The organism is Oharaeibacter diazotrophicus (assembly GCF_004362745.1).
GTDB lineage: Bacteria > Pseudomonadota > Alphaproteobacteria > Rhizobiales > Pleomorphomonadaceae > Oharaeibacter > Oharaeibacter diazotrophicus.
Genome location: NZ_SNXY01000006.1, coordinates 1,773,795 through 1,798,089 on the forward strand (window position 1 = coordinate 1,773,795; position 24,295 = coordinate 1,798,089).

Consider the following 24,295-nt stretch of genomic DNA (forward strand, 5'->3'; position numbering starts at 1 on the left):
GCCGCGGGCCTCCGGCGCGACGGGACGGCTTCGCGTCGCCCCGACGGATCGCCCGCGTCTCGCCGAGGAGGACGACCACCGATGCCCCGTACCAGCCTGCCCCTCGCCGCCGCGCTCGTCGCGGCCCTGTCGCTGCCCGCCGCCGCCGAGGGCATCCCCGGCATGCGCGGCCACGACCACACCGGCGTCACCGTGCCGGACATGAAGGAGGCGGTGTCCTTCTTCGTCGACGTGGTCGGCTGCAAGAAGGCGATGACCTTCGGGCCGTTCGCCGACGACAAGGGCACCTTCATGACCGACGCCCTCGGCGTCGACGCCAAGGCGGTGATCGAGGAGATCACGCTGGTGCGCTGCGGCTACGGCTCCAACATCGAGCTGTTCAAGTACACCGCGCCCGACCAGACTACGCTGAAGCAGAAGAACAGCGACGTCGGCGCCTTCCACGTCGCCTTCTACGTCGACGACGTCGCCGCGGCGAAGGCCTACCTCGAGTCCAAGGGCGTCGCGACGCGCCTCGGCCCGATCCCGGTCGACCAGGGCCCGGCGGCCGGCCAGACCATCCTCTACTTCCAGGCGCCTTGGGGCATGCAGCTCGAGGCGATCAGCTATCCGAAGGGCATGGCCTACGAACAGGGGGCGGAGACGGTGCTGTGGAGCCCGAAGGACCCCGCGAAGTGATAACGTCTCGCCATAGGGAGGACAGGACGATGGCGGATCTCGAGAAGGGCATCACCCGCGACGGCGAGGGCTTCGCCGGCACCGAATGGAACATCCTCGGGCAGGTCTATTTCCCGAAGGCGAGCTGCGACAGCACCTTCGCCTTCGAGACCAATAGCGAGCCCGGCCAGTTCGTGCCGGTGCACGTGCACCCGACCCAGGACGAGTTCATCCTGGTTCAGGAGGGCGAACTCGACCTGAAACTCGACGGCGTCTGGACCAAGGCGCGCGCCGGCGACCTCGTGCGCATGCCGCGCGGCATCCCGCACGGCTACTTCAACAAGGGCGACGTCCCCGCCCGCGCCCTGTTCTGGGTCTCGCCGGCCGGCAAGCTCGAAGATCTGTTCCGCGCCCTCGACAAGCTCTCGGACATCCCGGAGATCATCCGCCTCTCCGCCGAGCACGACGTCGACTTCCTCCCCGAGGAAGCCAACGCCTGACGGCGCGAAGCACGGACGAAGACCGCGGGGCACCCGGAGACGGCAGCCCCGCGGGCGTGCGCCTCAACCCGCCGTTTCGGCGCGGTAGCGCTCGAGCGCGGCGCGCAGGTCGTCCGGGATCGCGATTGCCTTGTGTTCGACGAGGTCGGTGCACACCACCACGAGACGGCCGCGCAGCGCCTCGCGGCCGTCCTTCAGCGCGTGCAGCGTCAGCGCGAAGGAGGCGCCGCCGATCCGCGTCAGCACCACCGCCACCTCCATCTCGTCGCCCATGAAGCCGGGCGACAGGAAGTCGGCGCTGGCGTGGGCGTAGCCGAGGCCGACGCGGCGGTCACGCATGTAGGCGTGGTAGTCGAGCCCGAGCCTCGCCGGGTACCAGTCCTCGACCACGCCGTTGAAAATGTCGAAGTAGTTCGGCGTGTAGACGATGCCCGCGGGGTCGCAGTGCCCCCAGCGGATCTTCACCGTCGTCCGCCACAGCGCCGGATGCAGCGTCCCGGCCTCGATGCGCTCGATCTTCGACATGTCCCGCCCCGGAAACCGGCCGTTTCTCCGCGGCCGCGTGGCGCGGACCTTTGGCAGAACCCGCCCCGAAACTCAACCGGCCGCTTGGTCGAAGCGGCGGGGATCGGCGGTCATCCCTGCGGCGTCGGTTCGATTTGCCTTCCGCCGGCGGGCATGCGGCTGCCAGGGCGTTCTCCGACCAAGCTGCAAGACTTGGTCGATGAGAGAATGCTGGAGCATATCGAATCTGGTGCGGTATCTCGTCGACCGGACGATTCCGTCAGGTCGGAAGGCGCTCCAGGTGACGCGGTACCCACGGACTGCCGGGTCGCCGGGGCGCGACGCATCCTCGCGACCGCCGCGACCGACGCCGAGGGCATCGCGGCGCGACCGCCCCGTCGCCGGGGCATCGGGCCGGCACGGAGAGGGACGATGATCGCTGGAGCAACATTCCTCAGGCGGATCGCCGAGGTCCTGGCGCGGGGCCGGATGGTCAGGCGCCGACTGCCCAACGGGGTCGCCATCTACGTCACGCCGGACAGCCAACTCGGCTACCTCAGGTCCCGTCTGGACGATCGGATGCTGCGGATCGCGTGGGAGACCGTGACGCCGTCGTCGGTCGTCTGGGACATCGGCGCCAACTGCGGCGTGTTCGCCTTCGGCTGCGCAGGGGCCCGCAGCATCGTCGCCGTCGAGCCGGATCCGTTTCTCTGCCATGTGGTGCAGCGCTCGATGGCCCTGAACGGCGTCGCGGTGAAACTGGTCGCCGCCGCGGCGGCTTCGGCGGTCGGCCTCGCCGAGTTCTCGATCGCTGCGCGCGGGCGGGCCTCGAACCATCTGACGCGCGTGGGCGGGCGCAGTCAGGCGGGCGGCGAGCGCGCGCGCATCCTGGTCCCGACGATCACCTTGGACGGGCTCCTGGACGTCTCCGCTCCGCCGACGCTCCTCAAGATCGACGTCGAAGGCGCCGAGGTCGACGTGTTGCGCGGCGCCCGCCGCGTGCTGTCCGAAGCGAGACCGGCGATCCACCTCGAGGTCGATCAGTCCACGGAGAGCGACTGCAGGGCCATCCTCGAGGCCGCCGACTACGACACCACCGCCCTCGACGAGATGAACTGGTTCTGCGTCCCGCGCCGACGCCTCACCGCCGCCGCCTGAGCGTCTCCGACGGGCTCTCGCCGAAGCGCTCCCGATAGGCGGCCGCCGCGCGGCCGAGGTGGCCGAAGCCGGCCGCGAAGGCGATGTCGGCGACCAGCGCCGGGCCGTCGGGGTCGAGCAGGCCCGCGCGCAGGCGCTCGAGCCGGGCGGCCTGCAGTGCCTCGGTGATCGTGTGTCCGCGCGCCCGCCGGAATGCGTCCTGGAGCGAGCGCAGGCAGACGCCCGCCGCGGCGGCGACGTCTGCGGTCGAGATCGCCCGGCCCGCGTTCTCGGCGATGAACGCCTCGGCGCGGCGCACCGCGGCCGGCGCCGGAGCGGCCGTCGGGCGGGCCAGCACGTCGGTGCGGTCGTGCCGCAGCCCGGCCAGCATCAGCGTCGTCACCCCGTCGCGCAGCGTGGCGAGATAGGCGGCCGGCAGCCGGGCGCCGGCGTCGGCAGCCGCCAGCAGCGCCGCCGCCTGCCGTTGCAGCGCCATGCCGACGGGACCGTCGAGGTCGACTGCGGTGTCGAAGGCCGGCGCCGCGGCCGGCCGGTCGGCGAGCGCACCGTAGCGCGCGGCCATCGCTTCGCGCTCCACCAGCACGATCAGCTTCTCGCAGCCGGCCTGCCAGGTCATCCGCGTCGCCAGCATCGGCGACAGCACGGAGGCCGTCCGCCCCGCCTCGGCCTCGGCGACCCGCGTACCGCAGCGCACCCGCGCCCGGCCCTTCAGCGGAATCTGCAGCAGATAGAAACGCGCGAGTTCGCCGGGGTCGATCTCCACCGTCGCGCCGTAGGCGACGTAGTTGACCGAGAAGTCGCCGAAGGTCGCGGCGTGGTGGCGGGCGTGGAAGCCCTCGGCGCGCCGCTCCAGCGGGCTCAGGAAATGCGGACAGAAGATCCGCCCGATCGCCTCGCGCGCCTCGTCGGGCCGGCGCGTGTCGACGACGGCGTTGCGGGCGAGCGGCAGGTCGGGCGTCGGCGTCATCGCGACCCTCCTCGGATCCCCGCGCGAAGCGGACAGCCTCCCTCGCCGCGCGGATAGAACCGGCCGAAATCCGGCACCCTACTGATGATAGTTGAAACTTGAACGAAGAGGAAGCGTCGACCATGGACATCGCCGCCTCGAGGGACGCCTTCCGTACCGGCATGCGCCGCGTCGCCGGGGCCGTCACCATCGTCACCACCGCCGACGCCGCCGGCGAGCGCCGCGGCGCCACCGCCACCGCGGTCTGCTCGCTGACCGTCGACCCACCCGCCGTGATCGCCTGCATCGCCCGCGACAGCGCCGTCGGCCGAATGGCGCCGGAGAGCGGCATCTTCACCGTCAACGTCCTGACGGGCGACCAGCGCCCGGTCGCCGAGACCTTCGCCGGCCGCACCGGACACGTCGGCGACGAGCGCTTCGCCGTCGGCGACTGGACCGCCGGCGCCCTCGGCGCGCCGCGGCTCGCCGGCGCCGTCGCCGCCTTCGAATGCCGGCTCGAGAAGGCGGTCGAATTCGCCACCCACGTCGTCCTGTTCGGCGCCGTCGTCGGCACCGTCCTCGGCCCGGCCGGGCTCGCGCCGCTCGTCTACGTCGACGGCCGCTTCGCCGGCGTCGCCGATGCCGACGTCGACGCCGGATCCGGACAGCCGGACTCGCCGCGCGGATAGCGGGACGCCGCGGGCGCCCCGACCATCGGGGCATTCCGGATCGGGACGGGAGGATCTGACATGCGCGGACTCGAGGGCAGAACGGCGATCGTATCGGGCGGCGCCACGTTGATCGGCGAGGCCGTCGGCGCCACGCTCGCCGGCTACGGCACCAATGTCGTGATCGCCGACGTCGACGTCGCCGCCGGCGAGGCCGCCGCGGCGAGGATCGGCCGCGGCGCCCGCTTCCTCGCCTGCGACGTCACCTCCGACGCCGACGTCGCCGCCCTCGTCGCCGCCACCGTCGAGGCGACCGGCCGGCTCGACCATCTCGTCAACGTCGCCTGCACCTATCTCGACGACGGCGCCGACACCAGCCGCGCCGATTGGCTGAAGGCGCTCGACGTCAACATCGTCGGCTCGGTGATGTTGATGCAGGCGGCCCGGCCGCATCTGAAGGCGAACCGCGGCGCCATCGTCAACTTCGGCTCGATCTCGGCGCGCGTCGCCCAGATCGGCCGCTGGGTCTACCCGGTCTCGAAGGCGGCGATCCTCCAACTCACCCGCAACCAGGCCATGGACCTCGCCCCCGACGGCATCCGCGTCAACGCGGTGTCGCCGGGCTGGACCTGGTCCAACATCATGCGCCAGCTGACCAACGACCGCCGCGAGAAGGCCGACGCCGTGGCGAAGCCCTTCCACCTCCTCGGCCGCGCCGGCGATCCCGCCGAGGTCGGCGAGGCCGTCGCCTTCCTGCTCTCCGACGCCGCTTCCTTCGTCACCGGCACCGACCTCGCGGTCGACGGCGGCTACGGCGCCATGGGCCCCGAGCGCGCCGACCCGGCCATCCCGCTCCTGATGGAGTGAACCACCCCTTCCGCCGCGACGGGCGCGCCAGAACCGCCCGCGTCGGCCTCTTCCAGAGAACCAGGGACACCCCGATGACCAAGCGCAGCTTCACCATCGTCGGCGGCGGCCAGTCCGGGCTCCAGCTCGGCTGCGGCCTGCTCGACGCCGGCCACGACGTCCGCATCGTCCAGAACCGTACCGCCGAGGAGATCCACGGCGGCCGCGTCCTGTCCAGCCAGTGCATGTTCGGCGAGGCGCTCGTCAACGAGGCGGCCGTCGGCCTCGACTTCTGGACCGACACCTGCCCGACCGTCGACAGCATCAACTTCTGCGTCCCCGCGCCCGACGGCGCCGGCAAGGCGATCGACTGGAACGGCAAGCTCGACCGCCCCGCCCGTAGCGTCGACCAGCGCGTCAAGATCCCCGCCTGGATGGCCGAGTTCGAGCGCCGCGGCGGCCGGCTCGACATCGCCGAGGCCGGCATTCCCGACCTCGAGGCCTACGCCCGCGACAGCGACCTCGTGATCGTCGCCGCCGGCAAGGGCGACATCGCCCGTCTGTTCCCGCGCGACGCCGGCAAGTCGCCGTTCGACCGGCCGCAGCGCGCCCTGGCCCTCACCTACGTCACCGGCATGACGCCGCGGCCGGAGCACTCGGCGGTCTGCTTCAACCTGATCCCCGGCGTCGGCGAGTATTTCGTCTTCCCGGCGCTGACGACGTCCGGCCCTTGCGAGATCATGGTGTTCGAGGGCCTGCCCGGCGGCCCGATGGACTGCTGGCGCGACGTCCGTTCGCCGGCCGAGCATCTGGCGACCTCCAAGCGGATCCTCGAAACCTTCCTGCCGTGGGAAGCCGAGCGCTGCCGCGCCATCGAGCTCACCGACGACAACGGCATCCTCGCCGGCGCCTTCGCGCCCACGGTGCGCGAACCGGTGGGCCGGCTGCCCTCGGGCGCGGTCGTGCTCGGCCTCGCCGACGCGGTCTGCCTCAACGACCCGATCACCGGCCAGGGCTCCAACAACGCGTCGAAGGCCGCCAAGATCTACCTCGACGCCATCCTCGCCCACGGCGACCGCCCGTTCGACGCCGCCTTCATGCAGGCGACCTTCGACGCCTATTGGGCCTACGCGCAGTTCGTGGTCGGCTGGACCAACGCGCTCCTGCAGCCCCCGCCGCCGCACGTGCTCCGGATCATGGGCAGCGCCCAGGCCCACCCCGCCCTCGCCCGCCGCATCGCCAACGGCTTCGACGAACCGCGCGACCTCTTCCCCTGGTTCGCCGTCCCCGAGGAAGCCGACCGATACCTCGGCCAGCTCGCGGCGTGAAGGTGGCGTAGGGCGGCGGCGCCCCGGCCCGGCACCGCTGCTTTGACCCTCCCCTTGCGGGAGGGTCGGCGCAAAGCGCCGGGGAGGGTCGCCGGCTACGGGCTCGACGCGGCATGTTGCGTTGCGGCGGTGGAAGCCACCCCACCCCGCCGACCTTCGGCCGTCGACCCTCCCCGCAAGGGGGAGGGTAGAATTGTGGAGCGCCGACACCCGACGCCCCCGGCCCCGCCCCCTCAGGCCGCGAACAGCCCCGCGCGGTCGAGCCGCAGGAACGTCCGCGTCCCCACCGCCGGCGGGGTGAAGCCGGCCGGGGCGACGGCCTCGAGGTCGGCCTCCGCCCCGTCGAGCCGCACCGCGACCCGGCGCGACGATCCCGACCGGTGCAGCGACACCACCGTGCCCGGCAGGCCCTCGCCCTCGCGGGCGAAGGCGACGTTCTCCGGGCGCACGTAGAGCAGCCCGCGGCCGTCGGCGGCCCGCACCCCCGGCGCCAGCGGCACCGGGTTGGTGCCGAGCCGGGCGACGCCGCCGCGGATCTCCACCGGAATCCGCGCCGCCTCGCCGATGAAGTCGAACACGAACGGGCTGGCCGGGCGGTCGTACACGTCCTCGGGGCTGCCGATCTGCTCGATGCGGCCGTTCGACATCACCACCACGCGGTCGGCGAGGTCGAGCGCCTCCTCCTGGTCGTGGGTGACGAACACCGTGGTGTGGCCGGTCTTGTCGTGGAGCTCGCGCAGCCAGCGCCGGAGTTCCTTGCGCACCTTGGCGTCGAGCGCGCCGAACGGTTCGTCGAGCAGCAGCACCTGCGGCTCGATCGCGAGCGCCCGGGCGAGCGCGACGCGCTGGCGCTGGCCGCCGGAGAGCTGGGTCGGGTAGCGCTTGCCGAACTCGCCGAGCTGGACGAGGTCGAGCAGCGTCGCGACGCGCTTGGCGATCTCGGCCTCCGCCGGCCGGGTCGCGCGCGGGCGGGCGCGCAGGCCGAAGCCGACGTTGTCGGCCACCGTCATGTGCTTGAACAGGGCGTAGTGCTGGAACACGAAGCCGACGTTGCGCTCGCGCACCGTCTTCAGGCTGGCGTCGACACCGCCGAACAGCACCTGGCCGCGGGTCGGGAAGTCGAGCCCGGCGATGATGCGCAGCAGCGTGGTCTTGCCCGAACCGGACGGGCCGAGCAGCGCCAGCAGCTCCCCGGATGCGACCTCGAGGTCGACCGAGTGCAGCGCGGCGGCGGATCCGAAGTCCTTGGCGATCGAGCGGAGGTCGAGCTTCATCGAAAGGGCTCCCGTCAGTGGCGGCGGCCGGCCGCGAGTTCGTCCGCGAAGCGGACCTCGAGCAGCGTCTTCAGGCCGAGGGTGAGGAGGGCGAGCAGCGCCAGCACCGCGGCGACCGCGAAGGCGCCGACGAACTGGTACTCGTTGTAGAGGATTTCCACGTGCAGCGGCATCGTGTTGGTCAGGCCGCGGATGTGGCCGGACACCACCGACACCGCGCCGAACTCGCCCATGGCGCGGGCGTTGCAGAGCAGCACGCCGTAGAGCAGCGCCCATTTCACGTTGGGCAGTGTCACGGTGAGGAAGGTGCGCAGGCCCGAGGCGCCGAGCGACAGCGCGGCCTCCTCGTCGGTGGTGCCCTGCTCCTCCATCAGCGGGATCAGCTCGCGCGCCACGAACGGGAAGGTGACGAAGATCGTCGCCAGCACGATGCCGGGCACGGCGAACACCACCTGCAGGCCGGCGGCGTTGAGGATCGGCCCGAACCAGCCGTGGGTGGTGGAGTAGAGCAGCACGTAGACGAGGCCGGCGACCACCGGCGACACCGAGAACGGCAGGTCGATCAGGGTGATCAGGAAGGCCTTGCCGCGGAACTCGTACTTGGCGACCGCCCAGGCGGCGGCGACGCCGAACACGAGGTTGGCCGGCACCGCGATCGCGGCGACCAGCAGCGTCAGCCGGATCGCGGCGAGCGCGTCGGGGTCGGTCAGCGCCTCGACCACCGGGCCGAGGCCGCGGCGCAGCGCCTCGGCGAACACCGCGACCAGCGGCAGCAGCAGGAACAGCGCCAGCAGCGCCACCGCGACGAGGATCAGCGTGCGCCGGACCCACGGCGCCTCCTCGGTCGGCAGGCGTGGCGCCGGGCGGCGGGCGACCCGGACGGGGGCGGCGGCGGTGCGCGCGGGCGGCGGCACGGCCGAGGACGAGACGGCGACGTCAGACACGACCGAACCTCCGGCGGGACCAGGCCTGGATCAGGTTGATGGCGAGCAGCATCGCGAAGGAGATCGCCAGCATGATCGTCGCCACCGCGGTGGCGCCGGCGTAGTCGAACTCCTCGAGCTTGATGACGATCAGCAGCGGCGCGATTTCCGAGACGTAGGGGATGTTGCCGGCGATGAAGATCACCGAGCCGTATTCGCCGACCGAACGGGCGAAGGCGAGCGCGAAGCCGGTCAGGATCGCCGGCGTCAGCGTCGGCAGGATCACCGCCCGGAGCGTGCGGAAGCGGCCGGCGCCGAGCGTCGCCGCGGCCTCCTCGCACTCGCGGTCGACCTCGGCCAGCACCGGCTGCACCGTGCGGACCACGAAGGGCAGGCCGACGAAGACCAGCGCCACGAAGATGCCGAGCGGGGTGAAGGCGATCTTGAGGCCGATCGCCTGGGCGTATTGTCCGAGCCAGCCGTTCGGGGCGTAGAGCGCCGTCAGGGCGATGCCGGCCACCGCCGTCGGCAGCGCGAACGGCAGGTCGATCGCCGCGTCGAGGAGACGCCGGCCGGGGAAGGAGTAGCGCGTCAGCACCCAGGCGACCAGCACGCCGAACGGCACGTTGAACACGGCCGCCGCGAAGCTGGTCAGGAACGACACCTTCAACGCCGCGAAGGTGCGCTCCTCGAGGGCGAGCGCGGCGATGGCGCCGAACCCGAGGCCGGAGGCGTTCCACACCAGCGCCGCGAGCGGCAGGAGCACGATCGCGGCGAGGTAGACGAGCGTGAAACCGAGCGCCAGGCGAAAGCCCGGGATCACGCTCGGCTGGACCAATCGAAATGTCGACACCCGTTTCCTTCCCCCTCGCGGGCGCGGCGTCGGATCGCCGCGCGAACGATCGAACCGGGCCCCGCCGTCGCGGCGGGGCCCGGCGGTGCGGATCACTGCGCCGGCTTGTAGATCTGGTCGAACACGCCGCCGTCGCCGAAGTGGTAGGGCTGCGCCTTCTTCCAACCGCCGAAGATCGGGTCGTCGATCGAGACCAGCTTCAGTTGCGGGATCTTCCCGAGCAGCGTCTTGTCGGTGACGAGATCGGGCTCGGCCGGGCGGTAGTAGTGCTTGGCGGCCAGTGTCTGGCCCTCGGCGGAGTAGAGGTAGTTCAGGTAGGCCTCGGCCACCTTGCGGGTGCCGGCCGCGTCGACGTTGCCGTCGACCACCGCGACCGGCGGCTCCGCCAGGATCGACTGCGGCGGCACCACGATGTCGAACTGGTCGGCGCCGAACTCGTCCTGGGCGAGGAAGGCCTCGTTCTCCCACGCGAGCAGCACGTCGCCGATCTGGCGCTGGGCGAAGGTGGTGGTCGAGCCGCGCGCACCGGTGTCGAGCACGGGCACGTGCTTGAACAGCGTGCCGATGTACTCCTTGATCTTGGCCTCGTCGCCGCCGTACTCGCCGTAGGCCCAGGCCCACGCGGCGAGATAGTTCCAGCGCGCGCCGCCCGAAGTCTTCGGGTTCGGCGTCACCACCTCGACGCCGTCCTTGACGAGGTCGCCCCAGTCCGTGATGCCCTTCGGGTTGCCCTTGCGGACCAGGAACACGATGGTCGAGGTGTAGGGCGAGGAATTGTGCGGCAGCCGGCCGCGCCAGTCGGCGGCGATCTTGCCGGACTTGGCGGCGATGGCGTCGATGTCGCTCTCGAGCGCCAGCGTCACCACGTCGGCGGGCAGGCCGTCGATCACCGCACGGGCCTGCTTGCCCGAGCCGCCGTGCGAGGTCTGGATCGTCACGGTCTCGCCGGTGTCGGCCTTCCACTTGGCGGCGAAGGCGGCGTTGAATTCCTTGTAGAGCTCGCGGGTCGGGTCGTAGCTGACGTTGGTCAGCGTGACGTCGGCGAGCGCCGGCGCGGCCATCGGCAGCGCCACCGCGGCCGCGATCAGCAGGCGTTTCCAGTCGAACGGCTTCATGGTCGAGCGTCCCCTCGGGTCGGATTTCCCGGCCGCGGCGCGGCCGGTGGTTCGTTCTGCGAGGGGGCCGTTCCGCACCGCCGGCTCGTGCCGGCCCCGTCTCATGAAACTAACTCTATCTGATGGGTCGAGTTTATCAAGTTTCCTTTCGCAGCGTTTTTTCCACCCGGAACGGAAAATTCTCCTCGCCGGCCCCGGGTTCCGGGAATGGTCCGGTCGCCGTCGGCGCCGCTGCGCATGCGCCGCGTCGATGCCCGCGGGGCGCGCCGCACGGGGCCGTGCATTCTTCATTTTCGACGTGGACAGCGGTGCCCGCCCGGCTAAACTCGCGTCCGCTCGCTAGAAAATCGAACAGGGGTGACGGGCATGCTCATGCGTTCAGTGCGCCATTTCGTGTCGGCGGCGGCGGTCTGCGCCGCGCTGATCGGTCCCGCCGCGGCGGCCACGCCGGCCGACACGCTGGTCGAGGCCTGGCAGATCGACGACATCATCTCGCTCGATCCGGCCGAGATCTTCGAGATCTCCACCACCGAGATCGCCGGCAACACCTACGAGCGCCTGATCGGCTACGACATCCACGACGTCTCCAAGGTGTTCGGCGTCGTCGCCGAGGACTGGACCGTCTCCGAAGACGGCAAGACCATCACCTTCAAGATCCGCGAAGGCCGCAAGTTCGCCTCCGGCAACCCGATCACCGCCGCCGACGCGGTCTATTCGCTGCAGCGCGCGATCATCCTCGACAAGTCCCCGGCCTTCATCGTCTCCCAGTTCGGCCTGACCAAGGACAACGTCAAGGACAAGATCAAGCAGACCGGCGACTACACCTTCACCTTCGAGATGGACAAGGCCTACGCCCCGTCCTTCGTGCTCTACTGCCTGACCTCCTCGGTCGCCTCCGTGGTCGACAAGAAGCTGGTCGAGGAGCACGAGGCGAACGGCGACCTCGGCTACGAGTGGCTGAAGACCCACTACGCCGGCTCCGGCCCCTATTCGATCCGCGACTGGCGCGCCAACGAGGCCGTCGTGCTGGAGCGCAACCCGAATTATTCGGGCACCGCCGCCCCGCTCGCCCGCGTGATCTACCGCCACGTGCCCGAGACCGCGACCCAGCGCCTCCTGCTCGAGAAGGGCGACATCGACGTCGCGCGCAACCTCGGCCCCGAGCAGATCGCCGCCGTCTCGGCCAACCCGGACGTCAAACTCGCCCAAGCGGCCAAGGGCACGCTCTACTACTTCAGCCTCAACCAGAAGAACCCGACCCTCGCCAAGCCCGAGGTTCGCGAGGCGATGAAGTACCTCGTCGACTACCAGGCGATCGCCGACACCATCATGAAGAACCTCGGCGAGGTCCATCAGGCCTTCCTGCCGAAGGGCTTCCTCGGCGCGGTCAACGACAACCCCTATTCGCTCGACGTCGAGAAGGCCAAGGCTCTGCTCGCCAAGGCCGGCCTGCCGGACGGCTTCACCGTCACCATGGACGTCCGCTCGACCCAGCCGATCACCGGCATCGCCGAGGCGGTCCAGGGCACGCTCGCCAAGGCCGGCATCAAGGTCGAGATCATCCCGGGCGACGGCAAGCAGACCCTGACCAAGTACCGCGCCCGCACCCACGACATCTACATCGGCGTCTGGGGCCCGGACTACCAGGACCCGCACACCAACGCCCAGACCTTCGCGTCCAACCCGGACAACAAGGACGACGCCGCGTCGAAGACGCTGGCGTGGCGCAACGCCTGGGAGACGCCGGAACTCGGCAAGCAGGTCGACGCCGCCATCCTCGAGCGCGACGGCGCCAAGCGCGCCGCCCTCTACGAGGCGATGCAGAAGGAGGTGATGGCGACCAGCCCGTTCGTCGTCATGTTCCAGCAGACGGAGGTCGCGGCGGTCCGCGCCAACGTCAAGGGCTTCGAGCTCGGCCCGTCCTTCGACAACAACTTCGTCGCGCCGGTGAGCAAGGAGTGACGGCGGTCTCCGGTCCCGGACCGGATCGCGGCGCCGGGGACGGGGCATCCCCCGTCCTCGCCGCCGGGGACGGGTGGAAGCCCGTCCTCGGCATCGCCGCGGCCTTCGGCCGATTCGTCTCGACGCTGGCGGCGACGCTGCTCGGCCTGCTCGCCGTCACCTTCGTGATCGGGCGGGTCATCCCGATCGACCCGGTGCTCGCCATCGTCGGCGACCGCGCCCCAGCGCAGGTCTACGCCCGCGTCCGCGCCGAGCTCGGCATCGACCTGCCGCTGTGGGAACAGTTCTGGATCTACTGCACCAAGGCGCTCTCCGGCGACTTCGGCACCTCGGTGCTGACCACCAATCCGGTGCTGGTCGACATCGCCCGCTACTTCCCCGCCACCATCGAACTCGCCACCCTCGGCACCCTTGTCGGCACGCTGGTCGGCATCCCGCTCGGCGTCTATGCCGCGGTGCGCGCCGGCAGCCTCGGCGACCAGATCGTCCGCGTGCTCGGCCTCGTCGGCTATTCGGTGCCGATCTTCTGGCTCGGCCTGATGGGGCTGTTGCTGTTCTACGCCAATCTCGACTGGGTCGCCGGACCGGGCCGGCTCGATGTCGCCTACGACTACTACGTCACCCCCGTCACCGGCATGCTGCTGGTCGACAGCCTGATGCAGGGCCAGACCGAGGTGTTCTGGAATGCCGTCTCGCACATCGTGCTGCCGGTGGCGCTGCTCGGCTATTTCTCGCTCGCCTACATCGCGCGGATGACGCGCTCCTTCATGCTCAACGAGCTGTCGCAGGAATATGTCGTCACCGCCCGGGTCAAGGGCCTGTCCGAGGCGCGGGTGATCTGGGGTCACGCGCTGCGCAACGCCGCGGTGCCGCTGGTCACCGTGGTGGTCCTCTCCTACGCCACCCTGCTCGAGGGCTCGGTGCTGACCGAGACCGTGTTCGCGTGGCCGGGGCTCGGCACCTACATCACCAGCGCCCTGCAGAGCGCCGACATGAACGCCGTGCTCGGCGGCACGCTGGTGATCGGCACCACCTTCGTCTGCCTCAACGTGCTGTCCGACCTGCTCTACCGCCTGATCGACCCGAGGACGCGCCGATGACCGCCCCGGCCCCGCCCGCGACCTCATCGTCCGCCGGCGCGCTCCGCGCGTGGCTGACCGCCGCCGAACCCGGCTCGCGCACCCAGGCGCGGCTCGGCCGCTTCTACGTCGGCTGGCTGAGCTTCCGCGCCAATCCGCTGGCGATGGTCGGCCTCGCCATCGTGGTCGCGCTGGTGCTGGTCGCGATCTTCGCCGACGTGCTCGCCACCCGCGATCCGCTGATCGGCGGCGACCTGCGCACCGAGCGGCTGCTGCCGCCGAGCGCCGAATTCTGGTTCGGCACCGACAATCAGGCCCGCGACATCTACGCCCGCGTCGTCCACGGCTCCCGGCTGACGCTGCTCGTCGTGGTGCTGGTGTCGGTCATCGCCACTCCGATCGGCGTCCTGGTCGGCACCGTCTCCGGCTATTTCGGCGGGATCGTCGACACGGTGCTGATGCGGATCACCGACATCTTCCTCGCCTTCCCCCGCCTCGTGCTCGCCCTCGCCTTCGTCTCGGCGCTCGGCCCCGGCATCGAGAACGCGGTGATCGCGATCGCCATCACGATCTGGCCGCCCTATGCCCGCATCGCCCGCGCCGAGACGCTGACGGTGCGGAACGGCGACTTCATCCACGCCGTCCGCCTCCAGGGCGCCTCGTCGGCGCGGATCATCCTTCGCCACGTCGTGCCGCTCTGCATGTCCTCGGTGATCGTGCGCGTCACCCTCGACATGGCCGGCATCATCCTCACCGCCGCCGGCCTCGGCTTCCTCGGCCTCGGCGCCCAGCCGCCGCTGCCGGAATGGGGCGCGATGATCGCCGCCGGCCGGCAGTATCTGATCGACCAGTGGTGGGTGGCGGCGATGCCGGGCATCGCCATCTTCGTGGTCAGCCTGGGCTTCAACCTGCTCGGCGACGGCCTGCGCGACGTGCTCGATCCCAAGGCCGCGAAATGAACCGTCTCCTGCTCGAGGTCGAGGACCTCCGCGTCCGCTTCCACCTGCGCCGCGGCACCGTCGAGGCGGTGCGCGGCGTCTCGTTCGCGCTCGGGCGCGAGCGCCTCGGCATCGTCGGCGAGTCCGGCTCGGGCAAGTCGCAGACCGGCCGCGCCATCCTCGGCCTCACCCCGCCGCCCGGCGAGGTCACCGCCGCCAAGCTCGCCTTCGACGGCGTCGACATGCTGCGCGCCTCGAAGAAGGAGCTGAGGCGGCTGCGCGGCGGGCGGATCGGCATGGTGATGCAGGATCCGAAATACTCGCTGAACCCGGTGATGACCGTCGGTGCCCAGATCGTCGAGGCCTACCGCGCCCACGCCCGCGCCGGCCGCGCCGAAGCGCGCGACAAGGCGCTGGCCGGCCTCGAGGCCGTCAAGATCCGCGATCCCGGCCGCGTCTTCTCGCTCTATCCGCACGAACTCTCCGGCGGCATGGGCCAGCGGGTGATGATCGCGATGATGCTGATCGGCGACCCCGACCTCCTGATCGCCGACGAGCCGACATCGGCGCTCGACGTCACGGTCCAGCTCGAGGTGCTGCGCATCCTCGACGAGTTGGTCGCCAACCGCGGCATGGGCCTGATCTTCGTCAGCCACGACCTCGAGCTGGTGTCCTCCTTCTGCGACCGCGTGCTGGTGATGTACGCCGGCCGCGTCGTCGAGGAGGTCGCCGCGCGCGACCTCGCGAACGCCCGCCATCCCTACACCCGCGGGCTGATGGGCTGCCTGCCGAAGCTCCACGACGACGTCCACCCGCTGCCGGTGCTCGACAGGGATCCCGCATGGGCGCTGTGACCCCCTTCCTCGCCGTCGACGACCTCGCGGTGCGCTTCGGCTCCGGCCGGCTCGCCGTCGCGGCGGTCGACCGCGTCTCCTTCTCGGTCGGCGAGGGCGAGGCGCTCGGCCTCGTCGGCGAATCCGGCTCGGGCAAGTCCACCGTCCTCCGCGCCATCGCCGGGCTGGCGCCGGTGTCGGGCGGGAAGATCGCGCTCGCCGGCCGGCCGGTGCCGTCCCCGCGCGACATGGCCTTCTTCCGCACCGTGCAGATGGTGTTCCAGGATCCCTACGGCTCGCTTCACCCGCGCCACACCGTCGACCAGATCCTCGCCGAGCCGTTGGCGATCCACCGCGAGCGCGACGTCGAGGCCCGCATCCTCGGGGCGCTGCGCGAGGTCGGGCTCGGCCCGGCCTTCCGCTTCCGCTACCCGCACCAGCTCTCCGGCGGCCAGCGCCAGCGCGTCGCGATCGCCAGGGCGCTGATCCTCCGTCCGCGGGTGCTGCTGCTCGACGAGCCGACCTCGGCGCTCGACGCCTCGGTCCAGGCCGAGATCCTCAACCTCCTGGAATCGCTGCGCCGCGAGCTCGGCCTGACCTATCTCCTGGTCAGCCACGACCTCGCGGTGGTTGCCCATCTCTGCGAGCGGCTGGTGGTGATGCGCCATGGCAGCCTCGTCGAGGCGACCACGGCGGCGCACCTGCGCACCGGAACGGTGTCCGAGGACTACACCCGCACCATGTTGACCGCCAGCGAGGGCTTCACCCGCCGCCCGGCGCCCTGAAGGGGCGCGAATCTACCCTCCCCCGGACGCAGGCCGTTCTTCTACCCTCCCCCTTGCGGGGAGGGTCGACGGCCGAAGGCCGGCGGGGTGGGGTGGCGTCCACCGCCGCGCCGCCCTGTCCAATGTCGAGCCCGACGCCGGCGACCCTCCCCGGCGCTTCGCGCCGACCCTCCCCCAAGGGGAGGGTCAAGACAGGGGTGCGCGTCGGCGCCACACCCTCCACCCGCGGCGAACCCCGCCCTCACACCAGCCTCAGCCGCGCCGGGCCCTTGCCCCTGCCCCGCGGCGGCGCGGTACGATATGTCCCGCGCCCCGCCGCCTTGGCGCGGTACATCGCGTCGTCGGCGGCGCGGAAGAGTTCGTCGGCGCTGCGGCCGTCGGCGCGGGCGATGCCGATCGAGGCGCCGATCCGCACCTTGGCCGCGCCGCTGCCCACCGTCTCGGCGAGGTCGCTCGCGATCCGCGCGGCGCGCAATTCGGGGTCGGCGATGCGCTCGGCGCGCCAGATCACCGCGAACTCGTCGCCGCCGATCCGCGCCACCAGTTCGGCGTCGCGGCAGGCGACCGCGAGCCGGTCGGCGGCCCGGCGCAGGCAGGCGTCGCCGGCGGCGTGGCCGAAACCGTCGTTGACCTGCTTGAAGCCGTCGAGGTCGACGATCATCAGCACGCCCGAGCGCGCCAGCGGGTCGTCCGGGGCGTCGAAGGCGGCGAGTGCGCTCTGGAAGCGGGCGCGGCTGGCGAGGCCGGTCATGGCGTCGCTCTCGGCCATGTGGCGCAGCCGGTCGGCGAGCAGCCGCTCCTCGGTGATGTCCTGCTTCATGCCGAAGATGCGGACCGGCACGTCGCCGTCGCATTCCACCGTCGCGGTGATGCGGATCCAGCGCGCCGCGCCGCGCGCGGTGCGGATCTCGACGTCGAGCTGGAAACCCGAGCGCTCGGCGAGCGCCCGATCGCGCACGGCCCGCAGCCTCGCGCGCGACTCCTCCGGATAGAGCGGCAGCACCATCTCGCGCGTCACAGCGATGCCGCGCGGCAGTTCGAACAGGTCGTAGACCATGTCGGTCCAGGTCAGCGTCTGGCACGGCAGGTCGCACTGCCACACCCCGATCCGCGCCGCCTCGGAGGCGCGCTCGAAGAGCTTGCGGAAATGCGCCAGCGCCTCGCCCTGGGCGCTGATCACCGCGGCGCTGGCCGCGAGTTCGGCCGCGAGCCGCGCGACGGCGCCGCCGGTCTCCGAGGGAGCGACGACGTCGATGCCGGGATCGGTGCTTCCGTTGGCCATGGCTGCGGTTCCGTCACATGCGATCGCGAACATATCGGAAATACACTTACGATCCGTTTTTTGCGCTGCCGCACATTTGTGCCGTCCGTCGCAGGAGGCGGAAATTGCTCCCGGCGACCGAGGTCGGCGGATTTATTTCTCGACTTTCCCGATATGGATTATAGGTTCGCCGTGACCGTCGCGTCCGGCTCGACCGCCGAGCCGTCCGGTCCGCCAAGACGGTCGCCCCGACCGCCCGCAGTCTCGAACACGGAACCGCCGATGCTCGTCTTCCTCAGCCCCGTCACGGAACGGAACAGGGTCGTCCGCGCCTTCTTCGACGGCCTCGCCGGCCGCTACCGGCCCGTCCTGCGCGAGGAGGCCGGCGTCAACGCCGCCGCGGAGTATCTCGCCGGCGGCATCCCGGTGATCGTCCACGTCTCCGGCGAGACCGGCTTCTTCCGCGCCGGCCTCACCGACGAGGAGACCGCGCGCGTGGTCGAGGAGGTCCGCTCCGGCCTTACGCGCGTCGCCGCCGCCGGCGGCCGGATCGTCTGGTCGGTCGGCGTGCCATCCCCCGAGAACACCAAGCCGGAGGCGGTCGCCGAGCTCCGCCGCGTGCTCGCCGCCAAGGCCGACGTCGTCCTGCTGCCGCCCGGCGGCTACCGCCTCGAGGACGTCCACCCGAAGCTGCGCCGCGACCCCGCCCGCGGCCGCACCGGCCTGTGGCCGGCCGACGCCGCCGCCCTCGGCGCCGTCTACGACGCCGTCGCCGCCGATCTCGCGACCTTGCGGGCCGACTACGCCGACGACCTCGCCGCGATTCCCGCGCCCGACCTGCCGCCGCCGGCCGATCCCGCGCCGCTCTTCGTCGACTGGCCGAACACGGCCAAGACCGGCCGCAACTGGGGCGACAAGCTCAACCCCGTGCTCGCCGCCCTGCTCTCCGGCCGCCCGGTCGTCAACGGCAAGGGCACCCTGCGCAGCGACGACGCCCCGGCGATCCGCATGATCGGCAGCAGCCTCGGCAGCATCCGGCCGCGCAGCGTCGTCTACGGCACCGGCTACATCGACACCGCCGACAAGACCCCGGTGCCGCGCGCCGTCGCCGCCGTGCGCGGACCGCTGTCGCGGGCGAAGGCGCTCGCCGCCGGCCTCGACGTGCCGGACGTCTACGGCGACATGGCGCTGCTGCTGCCGCTGTTCTACCGGCCGGCGATCGAGCCGACCTTCGACGTCGGCGTCATCCAGCACTTCCGCGACGCCGAGGGCGAGCCGCTGCCGCCGGTGCCGGCCGGCCTGAAAGTCAAGGTGATCGACATCCTCGGCTCGATCACTGGCGTCGTCGACGACATCCTGTCCTGCCGCGAGATCGTGTCGAGTTCGCTGCACGGCCTGATCGCCGCCCACGCCTACGGCCGCCCGGCCACCTGGCTGAAGTGGGGCAACCGGCCGATGGGCGACGACTTCAAGTTCCGCGACTACTTCGCCTCGGTCGGCTGGGACGACGCCGAGCCCTTCCGTGTCACCGCCGCCACCACCGCCGCGGACTTTCTCGGCCCCAAGCTCACCACCCGGCCGCTGGTCGACGTCGCCAAGTTGATCGCCGCCTGCCCCTTCGCCGACGACGCCCGCAAGCGCGCGCTGCTCGACTGCGCCGCCCGCGAGTTCCCGGCGATCCCGCCGGTGTCCTTCCTGGCGCCGCGGGCCGAGGGTCTGCGCCGCGCCGGCTGAGCCTCCGCCACGGCCGCGGACGGCTTCACGCCTCCGCGGTCGCGATTCCCACGGGCTCGGCCGCCTCGCCCACGTCCGGCAGCGAGGCGAGCAGCGTCTCGCGCGCCGAATCGAGATGCACCCGGCAGGCCGCGGCGACGCGGGCCGGATCGCGCGCCTTCAGCGCCGCGACGTAGTCGAGATGCTCGAGCACGGCCCGTTCGTTGCGGCGGCGCTCGTCCTGCTTGTTCCACTGGTAGTGGTAGTGGAAGATCATCGCGATGACGTCGTAGAAGTCGATGATGAACCGGTTGGCCGAGGCGCTGTGGATCAGCCGGTGGAACCGCTCGTCGAGTTCGGAGAAGCGGCCGTAGCCGGTGGCGATCTCCGACAGCAGCGCCCGGTGCTCGGCCTCCAGCGCGTCGAGCCGGGCCCAGGCCGGATGGTTGGGCGGCTGCTGCGCGAAGGCCTGCGCCGAGCGCATCTCGAACATCTCGCGCACTTCGATCAGCTCGAAGGCGAAGCGGCGGTCGAAGCCCTTCAGCACCCAATGGCTGTTCGGCCGCTTCTCGATCAGGCCGAAGCGGCTGAAGCGGATCAGGAATTCGCGAACGCTGGTAGTGCCGACGCCGATCGCGCGGGCGAGTTCCAGTTCGTTGATCTGGGTGCCGGCGCGCGCGTCGCCCTCGAGCAGCCGGCGCATGAAGCTGCGCTCGATCACCTCCGACAACGGGTCGGTCTCGGCGGCGGCGAAATAATCGCCCGGCACGGGCGCGCGCAGCACCGTCCGCGACCGGCCGGACCGGGCGATCAGCCCGGCGTCCTCGAGCCGCTGCAGCACCGCGCGCACGGTGGTGCGGCTGACGCCGAGCGCGCGGCCGATCTCCGGCTCGGACGCGCCGAGCCCCTCGCCGGCGAGGAGGGACAAGGCCCGGTTGTAGGCGTCCTTGAAGGTGGTGTTCTGCCTGGACATCGGCTTCCCGGCCCGGTTCCGTCCCGGGCGACGGCCCTCGCGGGGCCTAGCGCTGCGTCTCGTTGCATTCTATAGATAAAAGACAGCTTGGCGCTAGGGTCCGTTCATGTCCGATTTCCCCATCCTCCAGTTCGGCACCAGCCGATTCCTGCAGGCCCACGTCGACCTTTTCGTACACGAAGCCGCCGAGGCCGGACAGGCGGCGGGCCCGGTCGCGATCGTCGCGTCCAGCGGCGACGGCGGCCGCCGCGGCCGCCTCGCCGCCTTCGACGACCCGGCCGGCTACCCGGTCGAGATCCGCGGCCTCGAGGCCGGCGTGCCGGTGGAACGGACGGTCCGCGTCCGCAGCGTCCGCCGCGGCCTCGACCTCGTCGCAGACTGGGACGAGGTCCGCGCCGTCGCCGCCGGCGCCGCCTTCTGGATCTCCAACGTCTCCGAGGGCGGCTACCGCCTCGCGGACGGCCCGCCGGTCGACCTCGACGCCGCCACGCCGCCGGCCGGCTTTCCCGCCCGCCTGCTGATGCTGCTGCACCACCGCTGGCGCGTGGGCGGACCGGCGCCGGTCGTGATGCCGACCGAACTCGTCCGCCGCAACGGCGAGGTGCTGCACGGCCTCGTCCGCGGCCTCGCGGTTGCAGCCGGCGCCCCCGCCGCCTTCCTCGACTGGCTCGACCGCGACTGCGTCTTCGTCGTCGGCCTCGTCGACCGCATCGTCTCGGCGCCGCTGGAACCGGCGGGCGCGGTCGCCGAGCCCTACGCCCTGTGGGCGATCGAGCGCCGCCCCGGCCTCAGCCTACCCTGCGAGCACCCGGCCATCGTCGTCGCCGACGCGCTGGAGCCCTTCGAGCGGCTGAAGCTGCACATCCTCAACCTCGGCCACACCGTGCTCGCCCACGGCTGGCGCGCCGCCGGCCGGCCGGAGGGCGCCACGGTGCGCGCCGCCATGGCCGATCCGGCGACGCGCGCGCATCTCGAGGCGGTCTACCGCGACGAGGTCCTGCCGGGCTTTTCCGCCCGCGGTCTCGGCGCCGAGGCGGAGGCCTACGTCGCCACCACCCTCGAACGCTTCGCCAATCCCTTCCTCGACCACCGCCTGGCCGACATCGCGGTGAACCACGGCGAGAAGGCGGAACGGCGGATCGCCGATTTCCTCGCCTGGGTCCGCGCGGTTCATTCATTCCATCTTGCGCCCGAATTGGAAAATGTGCTCCATATTGCGCGAGAGGGGACTTGAAAGCCCCGGGTGATTGGGCTACGGTTCCCTTGGTTGTCTTTTATCGATAATATAACAGCTGCCATCGAATACCCGTCCTGGAGGGGACGGGCTTGGGAGGAGAAGACCATGCAGTCCAAGATGACGCGCCGCCTCTTCGTCGGCGCCGCCGCTCTCGCCGTGGCCGCCGTCGCGGCCCCGTTCGCGCCGGCCCGTGCCGCCGACGCGACCATCCCGATCATCGTGAAGGACACCACGTCCTTCTACTGGCAGATCGTGCTCGCCGGCGCCCGTCAGGCCGGCAAGGACCTCGGCGTCAACGTGCCCGAGCTCGGCGCGCAGTCCGAGGCCGACATCAACGGCCAGATCTCGATCCTCGAGAACGCCGTCTCCGGCTCGCCGGCCGCCATCGTGATCTCGCCGACCGAGTTCAAGGCGCTCGGCAAGCCGATCGACGAGGCCGCCAAGTCGGTCAAGATCATCGGCATCGACAGCGGCGCCGACAGCAAGGCGTTCACCTCGTTCCTGACCACCGACAACGTCCAGGGCGGCCGCGTCGCCGCCGACGGTCTCGCCGCCGCGATCGCGGAGAAGTACGGCTCGGCCGAGGGCGACGTCGCCCTGATCACGTCGCTGCCGGGCGTCGGCTCGCTCGACCAGCGCGCCCAGGGCTTCAAGGAGCAGCTGGCGGCCAAGTACCCGGGCCTCAAGCTGGTGGCGGACAAGGTGGCGGACGGTCAGGCCACGACCGGCCTCAACATCATGACCGACCTGATCACCGCCAACCCGAACCTGCGCGGCGTGTTCGCCTCCAACCTGATCATGGCCCAGGGCGCCGGTCAGGCGATCGCCGAGAACAACGCCCAGGACAACATCAAGCTGATCGGCTTCGACAGCGACGACAAGCTGGTCAAGTTCCTGAGCGACGGCGTCATCGCCGGCCTCGTGGTCCAGGACCCCTACCGGATGGGCTACGACGGCATCAAGACCGCGCTCGCCGCCTCGAAGGGCGAGACCGTCGAGACCTTCGTCGACACCGGCGCCAACCTCGTCACCAAGGCCAACATGAAGGAGCCCAAGATCGACGCGCTCCTGAACCCGAAGCTCAACTGAGCCTCGGGCGGGTCGATCCGCTCCCCCTGAAGCGCGGCCGGACCCCACGGGGTCCGGCCGCTCCGTACCCGCACGCCGTCGCCACGGCCCGGCGGGCCGCCGAGCTTCCCGGCCTCACGAGGGCGCCATGGCACATCACCCGGAACCCCATCACGCGCCCGCGCGCGGCACCCCGATCCTGGAGCTGCGCGGCCTCGAGAAGCGCTACGTCGGCACCCACGCGCTGAAGCCGGCCGACCTCACCTTCCGCGCAGGCGAGATCCACGCCATCGTCGGCGAGAACGGCGCCGGCAAGTCGACGCTGATCAAGCTCCTGACCGGCGTCATCCCGCGCACCTCCGGCGAGGTGCTGTGGCAGGGCCGTCCGGTCCCGCTCGCCTCGCCGCAGGAGGCGATGGCCCTCGGCATCAACGCGGTGCACCAGGAGGTCGTGCTCTGCCGCCACCTCACCGTGGCCGCCAACATGTTCCTCGGCGAGGAGAAGGTCCGCTTCGGCCTGATGCAGCGCCGCCGGATGGAGCGCGAGGCGCAGGCGATCCTGCACGACCTCGGCTTCGACCTGCCGGCCGACGTGCTGCTCGGCGACCTCACCATCGGCCAGCAGCAGCTGGTCGCCGCCGCCAGGGCCGCCACCCGCGGCACCCGCTTCCTGATTTTCGACGAGCCGACCGCCTATCTCACCCGCCGCGAGGCCGAACAGCTGTTCGCGCTGATCCGGCGGCTCGAGGCCGACGGCGTCACCATCGTCTACATCTCCCACCGCATGGAGGAGGTGTTCGAGCTCGCTTCGCGCGTCTCGGTGCTGCGCGACGGCACCCTGGTCGGCACCCGCGACATCGCCGCGACCGACGAGGCCGAGCTGATCGCGATGATGATCAACCGCTCGCTCGAGCAGATCTACCACAAGGAACACTTCACGCCCGGCAAGGTGATCCTCGAGACCAAGGGCCTGTCCGGCCCCGGCTTCGAGGACGTCTCGATCACCGTGCGGTCGGGCGAGATCGTCGGGCTCTACGGCCTGATCGGCGCCGGGCGCAGCGAGTTCGTCACCACGGTGTTCGGCCGCCACCGCCGCACCGCCGGCACCGTCTCCTGGGACGGCCGGCCGGTCGACATCCGCTCCGAGCGTGACGCCATCGATCTCGGCATCGCCCTCGCGCCCGAAAGCCGGCGCGACCAGGGCCTCTGCCTCAACCTCTCGGTCGGCCTCAACCTCGACCTGCCGATCTACCACCGGCTCGGCCGCGGCGGCCTGCTGTTCGGCGGCGCCGAGGCGGCGGCGGCGGACCGGCAGATCGCCGACCTCCGGATCAAGACCGCCGGCCGGAGCGCGCTCGCCTCCTCGCTGTCGGGCGGCAACCAGCAGAAGATCGTCGTCGGCAAGTGGCTCAACCACGGCGCCCGGCTGTTCATCTTCGACGAGCCGACCGTCGGCGTCGACGTCGGCACCAAGGCCGAGATCTACCGCCTGTTCTCCGAACTCCTGCGTCAGGGGGCCGGCATCGTCCTGATCTCGTCCTACCTGCCGGAGGCCTACGAGCTTTCCGACACGCTCCACGTGTTCCGCCGTGGTCGCCTCGTCTCCAGCCACGGCTGGCGCGCGGTGTCCCACGAAGACATCCTCGCCCGTGCGATCGGCGTTTGAGGGATTCC

At 71.2% G+C, this 24,295-nt stretch carries 23 protein-coding genes; 15 read left to right on the forward strand and 8 right to left on the reverse strand.

Going from position 1 to position 24,295, the window contains the following annotated elements; translation table 11 throughout:
- Positions 1–81: 81 nt before the first annotated feature.
- On the forward strand, positions 82–678 hold the full coding sequence (locus EDD54_RS08320) for a VOC family protein (RefSeq protein ID WP_126541509.1): 597 nt from the start codon (positions 82–84) through the stop codon (positions 676–678).
- Between the two features lie 29 nt (positions 679–707).
- Positions 708–1,157, forward strand: a complete 450-nt coding sequence (locus tag EDD54_RS08325) for a cupin domain-containing protein (protein ID WP_126541508.1) — start codon at positions 708–710, stop codon at positions 1,155–1,157.
- A 63-nt stretch (positions 1,158–1,220) separates the two neighbouring features.
- On the opposite strand, the gene EDD54_RS08330 is transcribed toward EDD54_RS08325, so the two are convergent.
- On the reverse strand, positions 1,221–1,682 hold the full coding sequence (locus EDD54_RS08330; RefSeq protein ID WP_126541507.1) for an acyl-CoA thioesterase: 462 nt from the start codon (positions 1,680–1,682) through the stop codon (positions 1,221–1,223).
- A 207-nt stretch (positions 1,683–1,889) separates the two neighbouring features.
- On the opposite strand from EDD54_RS08330, the gene EDD54_RS08335 reads away from it, so the two are divergent.
- The gene (locus EDD54_RS08335; RefSeq protein WP_166653440.1) at positions 1,890–2,819 is read left to right on the forward strand and encodes an FkbM family methyltransferase; all 930 of its coding nucleotides are present in this window, start codon (positions 1,890–1,892) and stop codon (positions 2,817–2,819) included.
- On the opposite strand, the gene EDD54_RS08340 is transcribed toward EDD54_RS08335, so the two are convergent.
- Positions 2,803–3,786 (reverse strand): AraC family transcriptional regulator, encoded by a 984-nt coding sequence (locus tag EDD54_RS08340; protein WP_126541505.1) that lies wholly within the window; start codon positions 3,784–3,786, stop codon positions 2,803–2,805. The two genes, EDD54_RS08335 and EDD54_RS08340, sit on opposite strands and share 17 nt — an antisense overlap.
- A 122-nt stretch (positions 3,787–3,908) precedes the next feature.
- Here EDD54_RS08340 and EDD54_RS08345 point away from each other — a divergent pair, with 122 nt between their 5' ends.
- The 3 genes from EDD54_RS08345 to EDD54_RS08355 all read left to right on the forward strand — a co-directional run bounded on the left by EDD54_RS08345 (position 3,909) and on the right by EDD54_RS08355 (position 6,607).
- Positions 3,909–4,454 (forward strand): flavin reductase family protein, encoded by a 546-nt coding sequence (locus tag EDD54_RS08345; RefSeq protein ID WP_126541504.1) that lies wholly within the window; start codon positions 3,909–3,911, stop codon positions 4,452–4,454.
- A 60-nt stretch (positions 4,455–4,514) separates the two neighbouring features.
- The gene (locus EDD54_RS08350) at positions 4,515–5,300 is read left to right on the forward strand and encodes an SDR family oxidoreductase (protein ID WP_126541503.1); all 786 of its coding nucleotides are present in this window, start codon (positions 4,515–4,517) and stop codon (positions 5,298–5,300) included.
- A gap of 74 nt (positions 5,301–5,374) precedes the next feature.
- Complete coding sequence (locus EDD54_RS08355; RefSeq protein WP_126541502.1) at positions 5,375–6,607, forward strand: styrene monooxygenase/indole monooxygenase family protein; 1,233 nt, start codon at positions 5,375–5,377, stop codon at positions 6,605–6,607.
- A 233-nt stretch (positions 6,608–6,840) separates the two neighbouring features.
- Here the strand turns inward: EDD54_RS08355 and EDD54_RS08360 are convergent, their stop codons facing one another.
- The 4 genes from EDD54_RS08360 to EDD54_RS08375 all read right to left on the reverse strand — a co-directional run bounded on the left by EDD54_RS08360 (position 6,841) and on the right by EDD54_RS08375 (position 10,772).
- Entirely contained in the window at positions 6,841–7,881 is a 1,041-nt protein-coding gene (locus EDD54_RS08360) for a sulfate/molybdate ABC transporter ATP-binding protein (protein WP_126541501.1), read from the reverse strand.
- A 14-nt stretch (positions 7,882–7,895) separates the two neighbouring features.
- Positions 7,896–8,732: a sulfate ABC transporter permease subunit CysW gene (gene cysW / locus EDD54_RS08365; protein WP_165644784.1), complete on the reverse strand. Its 837-nt coding sequence runs from the start codon at positions 8,730–8,732 to the stop codon at positions 7,896–7,898.
- 85 nt (positions 8,733–8,817) lie between these two features.
- Positions 8,818–9,642: a sulfate ABC transporter permease subunit CysT gene (gene cysT / locus EDD54_RS08370; protein ID WP_207620256.1), complete on the reverse strand. Its 825-nt coding sequence runs from the start codon at positions 9,640–9,642 to the stop codon at positions 8,818–8,820.
- Between the two features lie 107 nt (positions 9,643–9,749).
- Entirely contained in the window at positions 9,750–10,772 is a 1,023-nt protein-coding gene (locus EDD54_RS08375; protein WP_126541499.1) for a sulfate ABC transporter substrate-binding protein, read from the reverse strand.
- 366 nt (positions 10,773–11,138) lie between these two features.
- On the opposite strand from EDD54_RS08375, the gene EDD54_RS23180 reads away from it, so the two are divergent.
- The 5 genes from EDD54_RS23180 to EDD54_RS08400 all read left to right on the forward strand — a co-directional run bounded on the left by EDD54_RS23180 (position 11,139) and on the right by EDD54_RS08400 (position 16,369).
- Positions 11,139–12,734: an ABC transporter substrate-binding protein gene (locus EDD54_RS23180; protein ID WP_425374985.1), complete on the forward strand. Its 1,596-nt coding sequence runs from the start codon at positions 11,139–11,141 to the stop codon at positions 12,732–12,734.
- Positions 12,735–12,826: 92 nt separating this feature from the next.
- The gene (locus EDD54_RS23185) at positions 12,827–13,834 is read left to right on the forward strand and encodes an ABC transporter permease (protein ID WP_245515701.1); all 1,008 of its coding nucleotides are present in this window, start codon (positions 12,827–12,829) and stop codon (positions 13,832–13,834) included.
- The gene (locus tag EDD54_RS08390) at positions 13,831–14,772 is read left to right on the forward strand and encodes an ABC transporter permease (RefSeq protein WP_126541497.1); all 942 of its coding nucleotides are present in this window, start codon (positions 13,831–13,833) and stop codon (positions 14,770–14,772) included. The genes EDD54_RS23185 and EDD54_RS08390 overlap by 4 nt, the downstream gene beginning before the upstream one ends.
- Entirely contained in the window at positions 14,769–15,605 is an 837-nt protein-coding gene (locus tag EDD54_RS08395; RefSeq protein ID WP_126541496.1) for an ABC transporter ATP-binding protein, read from the forward strand. Before EDD54_RS08390 ends, EDD54_RS08395 begins: the two co-directional genes overlap by 4 nt.
- Positions 15,593–16,369, forward strand: coding sequence for an ABC transporter ATP-binding protein (locus tag EDD54_RS08400; protein WP_126541495.1), 777 nt, complete (start codon positions 15,593–15,595; stop codon positions 16,367–16,369). The genes EDD54_RS08395 and EDD54_RS08400 overlap by 13 nt, the downstream gene beginning before the upstream one ends.
- Positions 16,370–16,610: 241 nt before the next feature.
- Here the strand turns inward: EDD54_RS08400 and EDD54_RS08405 are convergent, their stop codons facing one another.
- Positions 16,611–17,651 carry a diguanylate cyclase domain-containing protein gene (locus tag EDD54_RS08405; RefSeq protein ID WP_126541494.1) on the reverse strand — a complete coding sequence of 347 codons (1,041 nt, stop codon included), beginning with the start codon at positions 17,649–17,651 and terminating at the stop codon, positions 16,611–16,613.
- Positions 17,652–17,912: 261 nt separating this feature from the next.
- Here EDD54_RS08405 and EDD54_RS08410 point away from each other — a divergent pair, with 261 nt between their 5' ends.
- Positions 17,913–19,364, forward strand: a complete 1,452-nt coding sequence (locus EDD54_RS08410; RefSeq protein ID WP_126541493.1) for a polysaccharide pyruvyl transferase family protein — start codon at positions 17,913–17,915, stop codon at positions 19,362–19,364.
- 25 nt (positions 19,365–19,389) lie between these two features.
- Here the strand turns inward: EDD54_RS08410 and EDD54_RS08415 are convergent, their stop codons facing one another.
- Positions 19,390–20,316, reverse strand: a complete 927-nt coding sequence (locus EDD54_RS08415; protein WP_126541492.1) for a GntR family transcriptional regulator — start codon at positions 20,314–20,316, stop codon at positions 19,390–19,392.
- 106 nt (positions 20,317–20,422) lie between these two features.
- Between EDD54_RS08415 and EDD54_RS08420 the strand changes: the two genes are divergently transcribed.
- The 3 genes from EDD54_RS08420 (at position 20,423) to EDD54_RS08430 (ending at position 24,287) form a co-directional block, all read left to right on the forward strand.
- Positions 20,423–21,550, forward strand: a complete 1,128-nt coding sequence (locus EDD54_RS08420; RefSeq protein WP_126541491.1) for a mannitol dehydrogenase family protein — start codon at positions 20,423–20,425, stop codon at positions 21,548–21,550.
- A gap of 108 nt (positions 21,551–21,658) precedes the next feature.
- Positions 21,659–22,642, forward strand: a complete 984-nt coding sequence (locus tag EDD54_RS08425) for an ABC transporter substrate-binding protein (protein WP_126541490.1) — start codon at positions 21,659–21,661, stop codon at positions 22,640–22,642.
- 127 nt (positions 22,643–22,769) lie between these two features.
- The gene (locus tag EDD54_RS08430) at positions 22,770–24,287 is read left to right on the forward strand and encodes a sugar ABC transporter ATP-binding protein (RefSeq protein WP_126541489.1); all 1,518 of its coding nucleotides are present in this window, start codon (positions 22,770–22,772) and stop codon (positions 24,285–24,287) included.
- The last annotated feature ends 8 nt before the right edge of the window (positions 24,288–24,295 follow it).

What these genes read in the sequence shown, in the direction of transcription:
- EDD54_RS08340 (WP_126541505.1), bottom strand. Translation starts at nt 3,786, where the DNA reads ATGACGCCGACGCCCGACCTGCCGCTCGCCCGCAACGCCGTCGTCGAC.
- EDD54_RS08325 (WP_126541508.1), top strand. Translation starts at nt 708, where the DNA reads ATGGCGGATCTCGAGAAGGGCATCACCCGCGACGGCGAGGGCTTCGCC.
- EDD54_RS23180 (WP_425374985.1), top strand. Translation starts at nt 11,139, where the DNA reads ATGCTCATGCGTTCAGTGCGCCATTTCGTGTCGGCGGCGGCGGTCTGC.
- EDD54_RS08335 (WP_166653440.1), top strand. Translation starts at nt 1,890, where the DNA reads ATGCTGGAGCATATCGAATCTGGTGCGGTATCTCGTCGACCGGACGAT.
- EDD54_RS08390 (WP_126541497.1), top strand. Translation starts at nt 13,831, where the DNA reads ATGACCGCCCCGGCCCCGCCCGCGACCTCATCGTCCGCCGGCGCGCTC.
- EDD54_RS08415 (WP_126541492.1), bottom strand. Translation starts at nt 20,316, where the DNA reads ATGTCCAGGCAGAACACCACCTTCAAGGACGCCTACAACCGGGCCTTG.
- EDD54_RS08360 (WP_126541501.1), bottom strand. Translation starts at nt 7,881, where the DNA reads ATGAAGCTCGACCTCCGCTCGATCGCCAAGGACTTCGGATCCGCCGCC.
- EDD54_RS08355 (WP_126541502.1), top strand. Translation starts at nt 5,375, where the DNA reads ATGACCAAGCGCAGCTTCACCATCGTCGGCGGCGGCCAGTCCGGGCTC.
- EDD54_RS08320 (WP_126541509.1), top strand. Translation starts at nt 82, where the DNA reads ATGCCCCGTACCAGCCTGCCCCTCGCCGCCGCGCTCGTCGCGGCCCTG.
- EDD54_RS08345 (WP_126541504.1), top strand. Translation starts at nt 3,909, where the DNA reads ATGGACATCGCCGCCTCGAGGGACGCCTTCCGTACCGGCATGCGCCGC.
- EDD54_RS08410 (WP_126541493.1), top strand. Translation starts at nt 17,913, where the DNA reads ATGCTCGTCTTCCTCAGCCCCGTCACGGAACGGAACAGGGTCGTCCGC.
- EDD54_RS08400 (WP_126541495.1), top strand. Translation starts at nt 15,593, where the DNA reads ATGGGCGCTGTGACCCCCTTCCTCGCCGTCGACGACCTCGCGGTGCGC.
- EDD54_RS08420 (WP_126541491.1), top strand. Translation starts at nt 20,423, where the DNA reads ATGTCCGATTTCCCCATCCTCCAGTTCGGCACCAGCCGATTCCTGCAG.
- EDD54_RS08330 (WP_126541507.1), bottom strand. Translation starts at nt 1,682, where the DNA reads ATGTCGAAGATCGAGCGCATCGAGGCCGGGACGCTGCATCCGGCGCTG.
- EDD54_RS08350 (WP_126541503.1), top strand. Translation starts at nt 4,515, where the DNA reads ATGCGCGGACTCGAGGGCAGAACGGCGATCGTATCGGGCGGCGCCACG.
- EDD54_RS08405 (WP_126541494.1), bottom strand. Translation starts at nt 17,651, where the DNA reads ATGGCCAACGGAAGCACCGATCCCGGCATCGACGTCGTCGCTCCCTCG.
- EDD54_RS08430 (WP_126541489.1), top strand. Translation starts at nt 22,770, where the DNA reads ATGGCACATCACCCGGAACCCCATCACGCGCCCGCGCGCGGCACCCCG.
- EDD54_RS08425 (WP_126541490.1), top strand. Translation starts at nt 21,659, where the DNA reads ATGCAGTCCAAGATGACGCGCCGCCTCTTCGTCGGCGCCGCCGCTCTC.
- EDD54_RS08395 (WP_126541496.1), top strand. Translation starts at nt 14,769, where the DNA reads ATGAACCGTCTCCTGCTCGAGGTCGAGGACCTCCGCGTCCGCTTCCAC.
- EDD54_RS08375 (WP_126541499.1), bottom strand. Translation starts at nt 10,772, where the DNA reads ATGAAGCCGTTCGACTGGAAACGCCTGCTGATCGCGGCCGCGGTGGCG.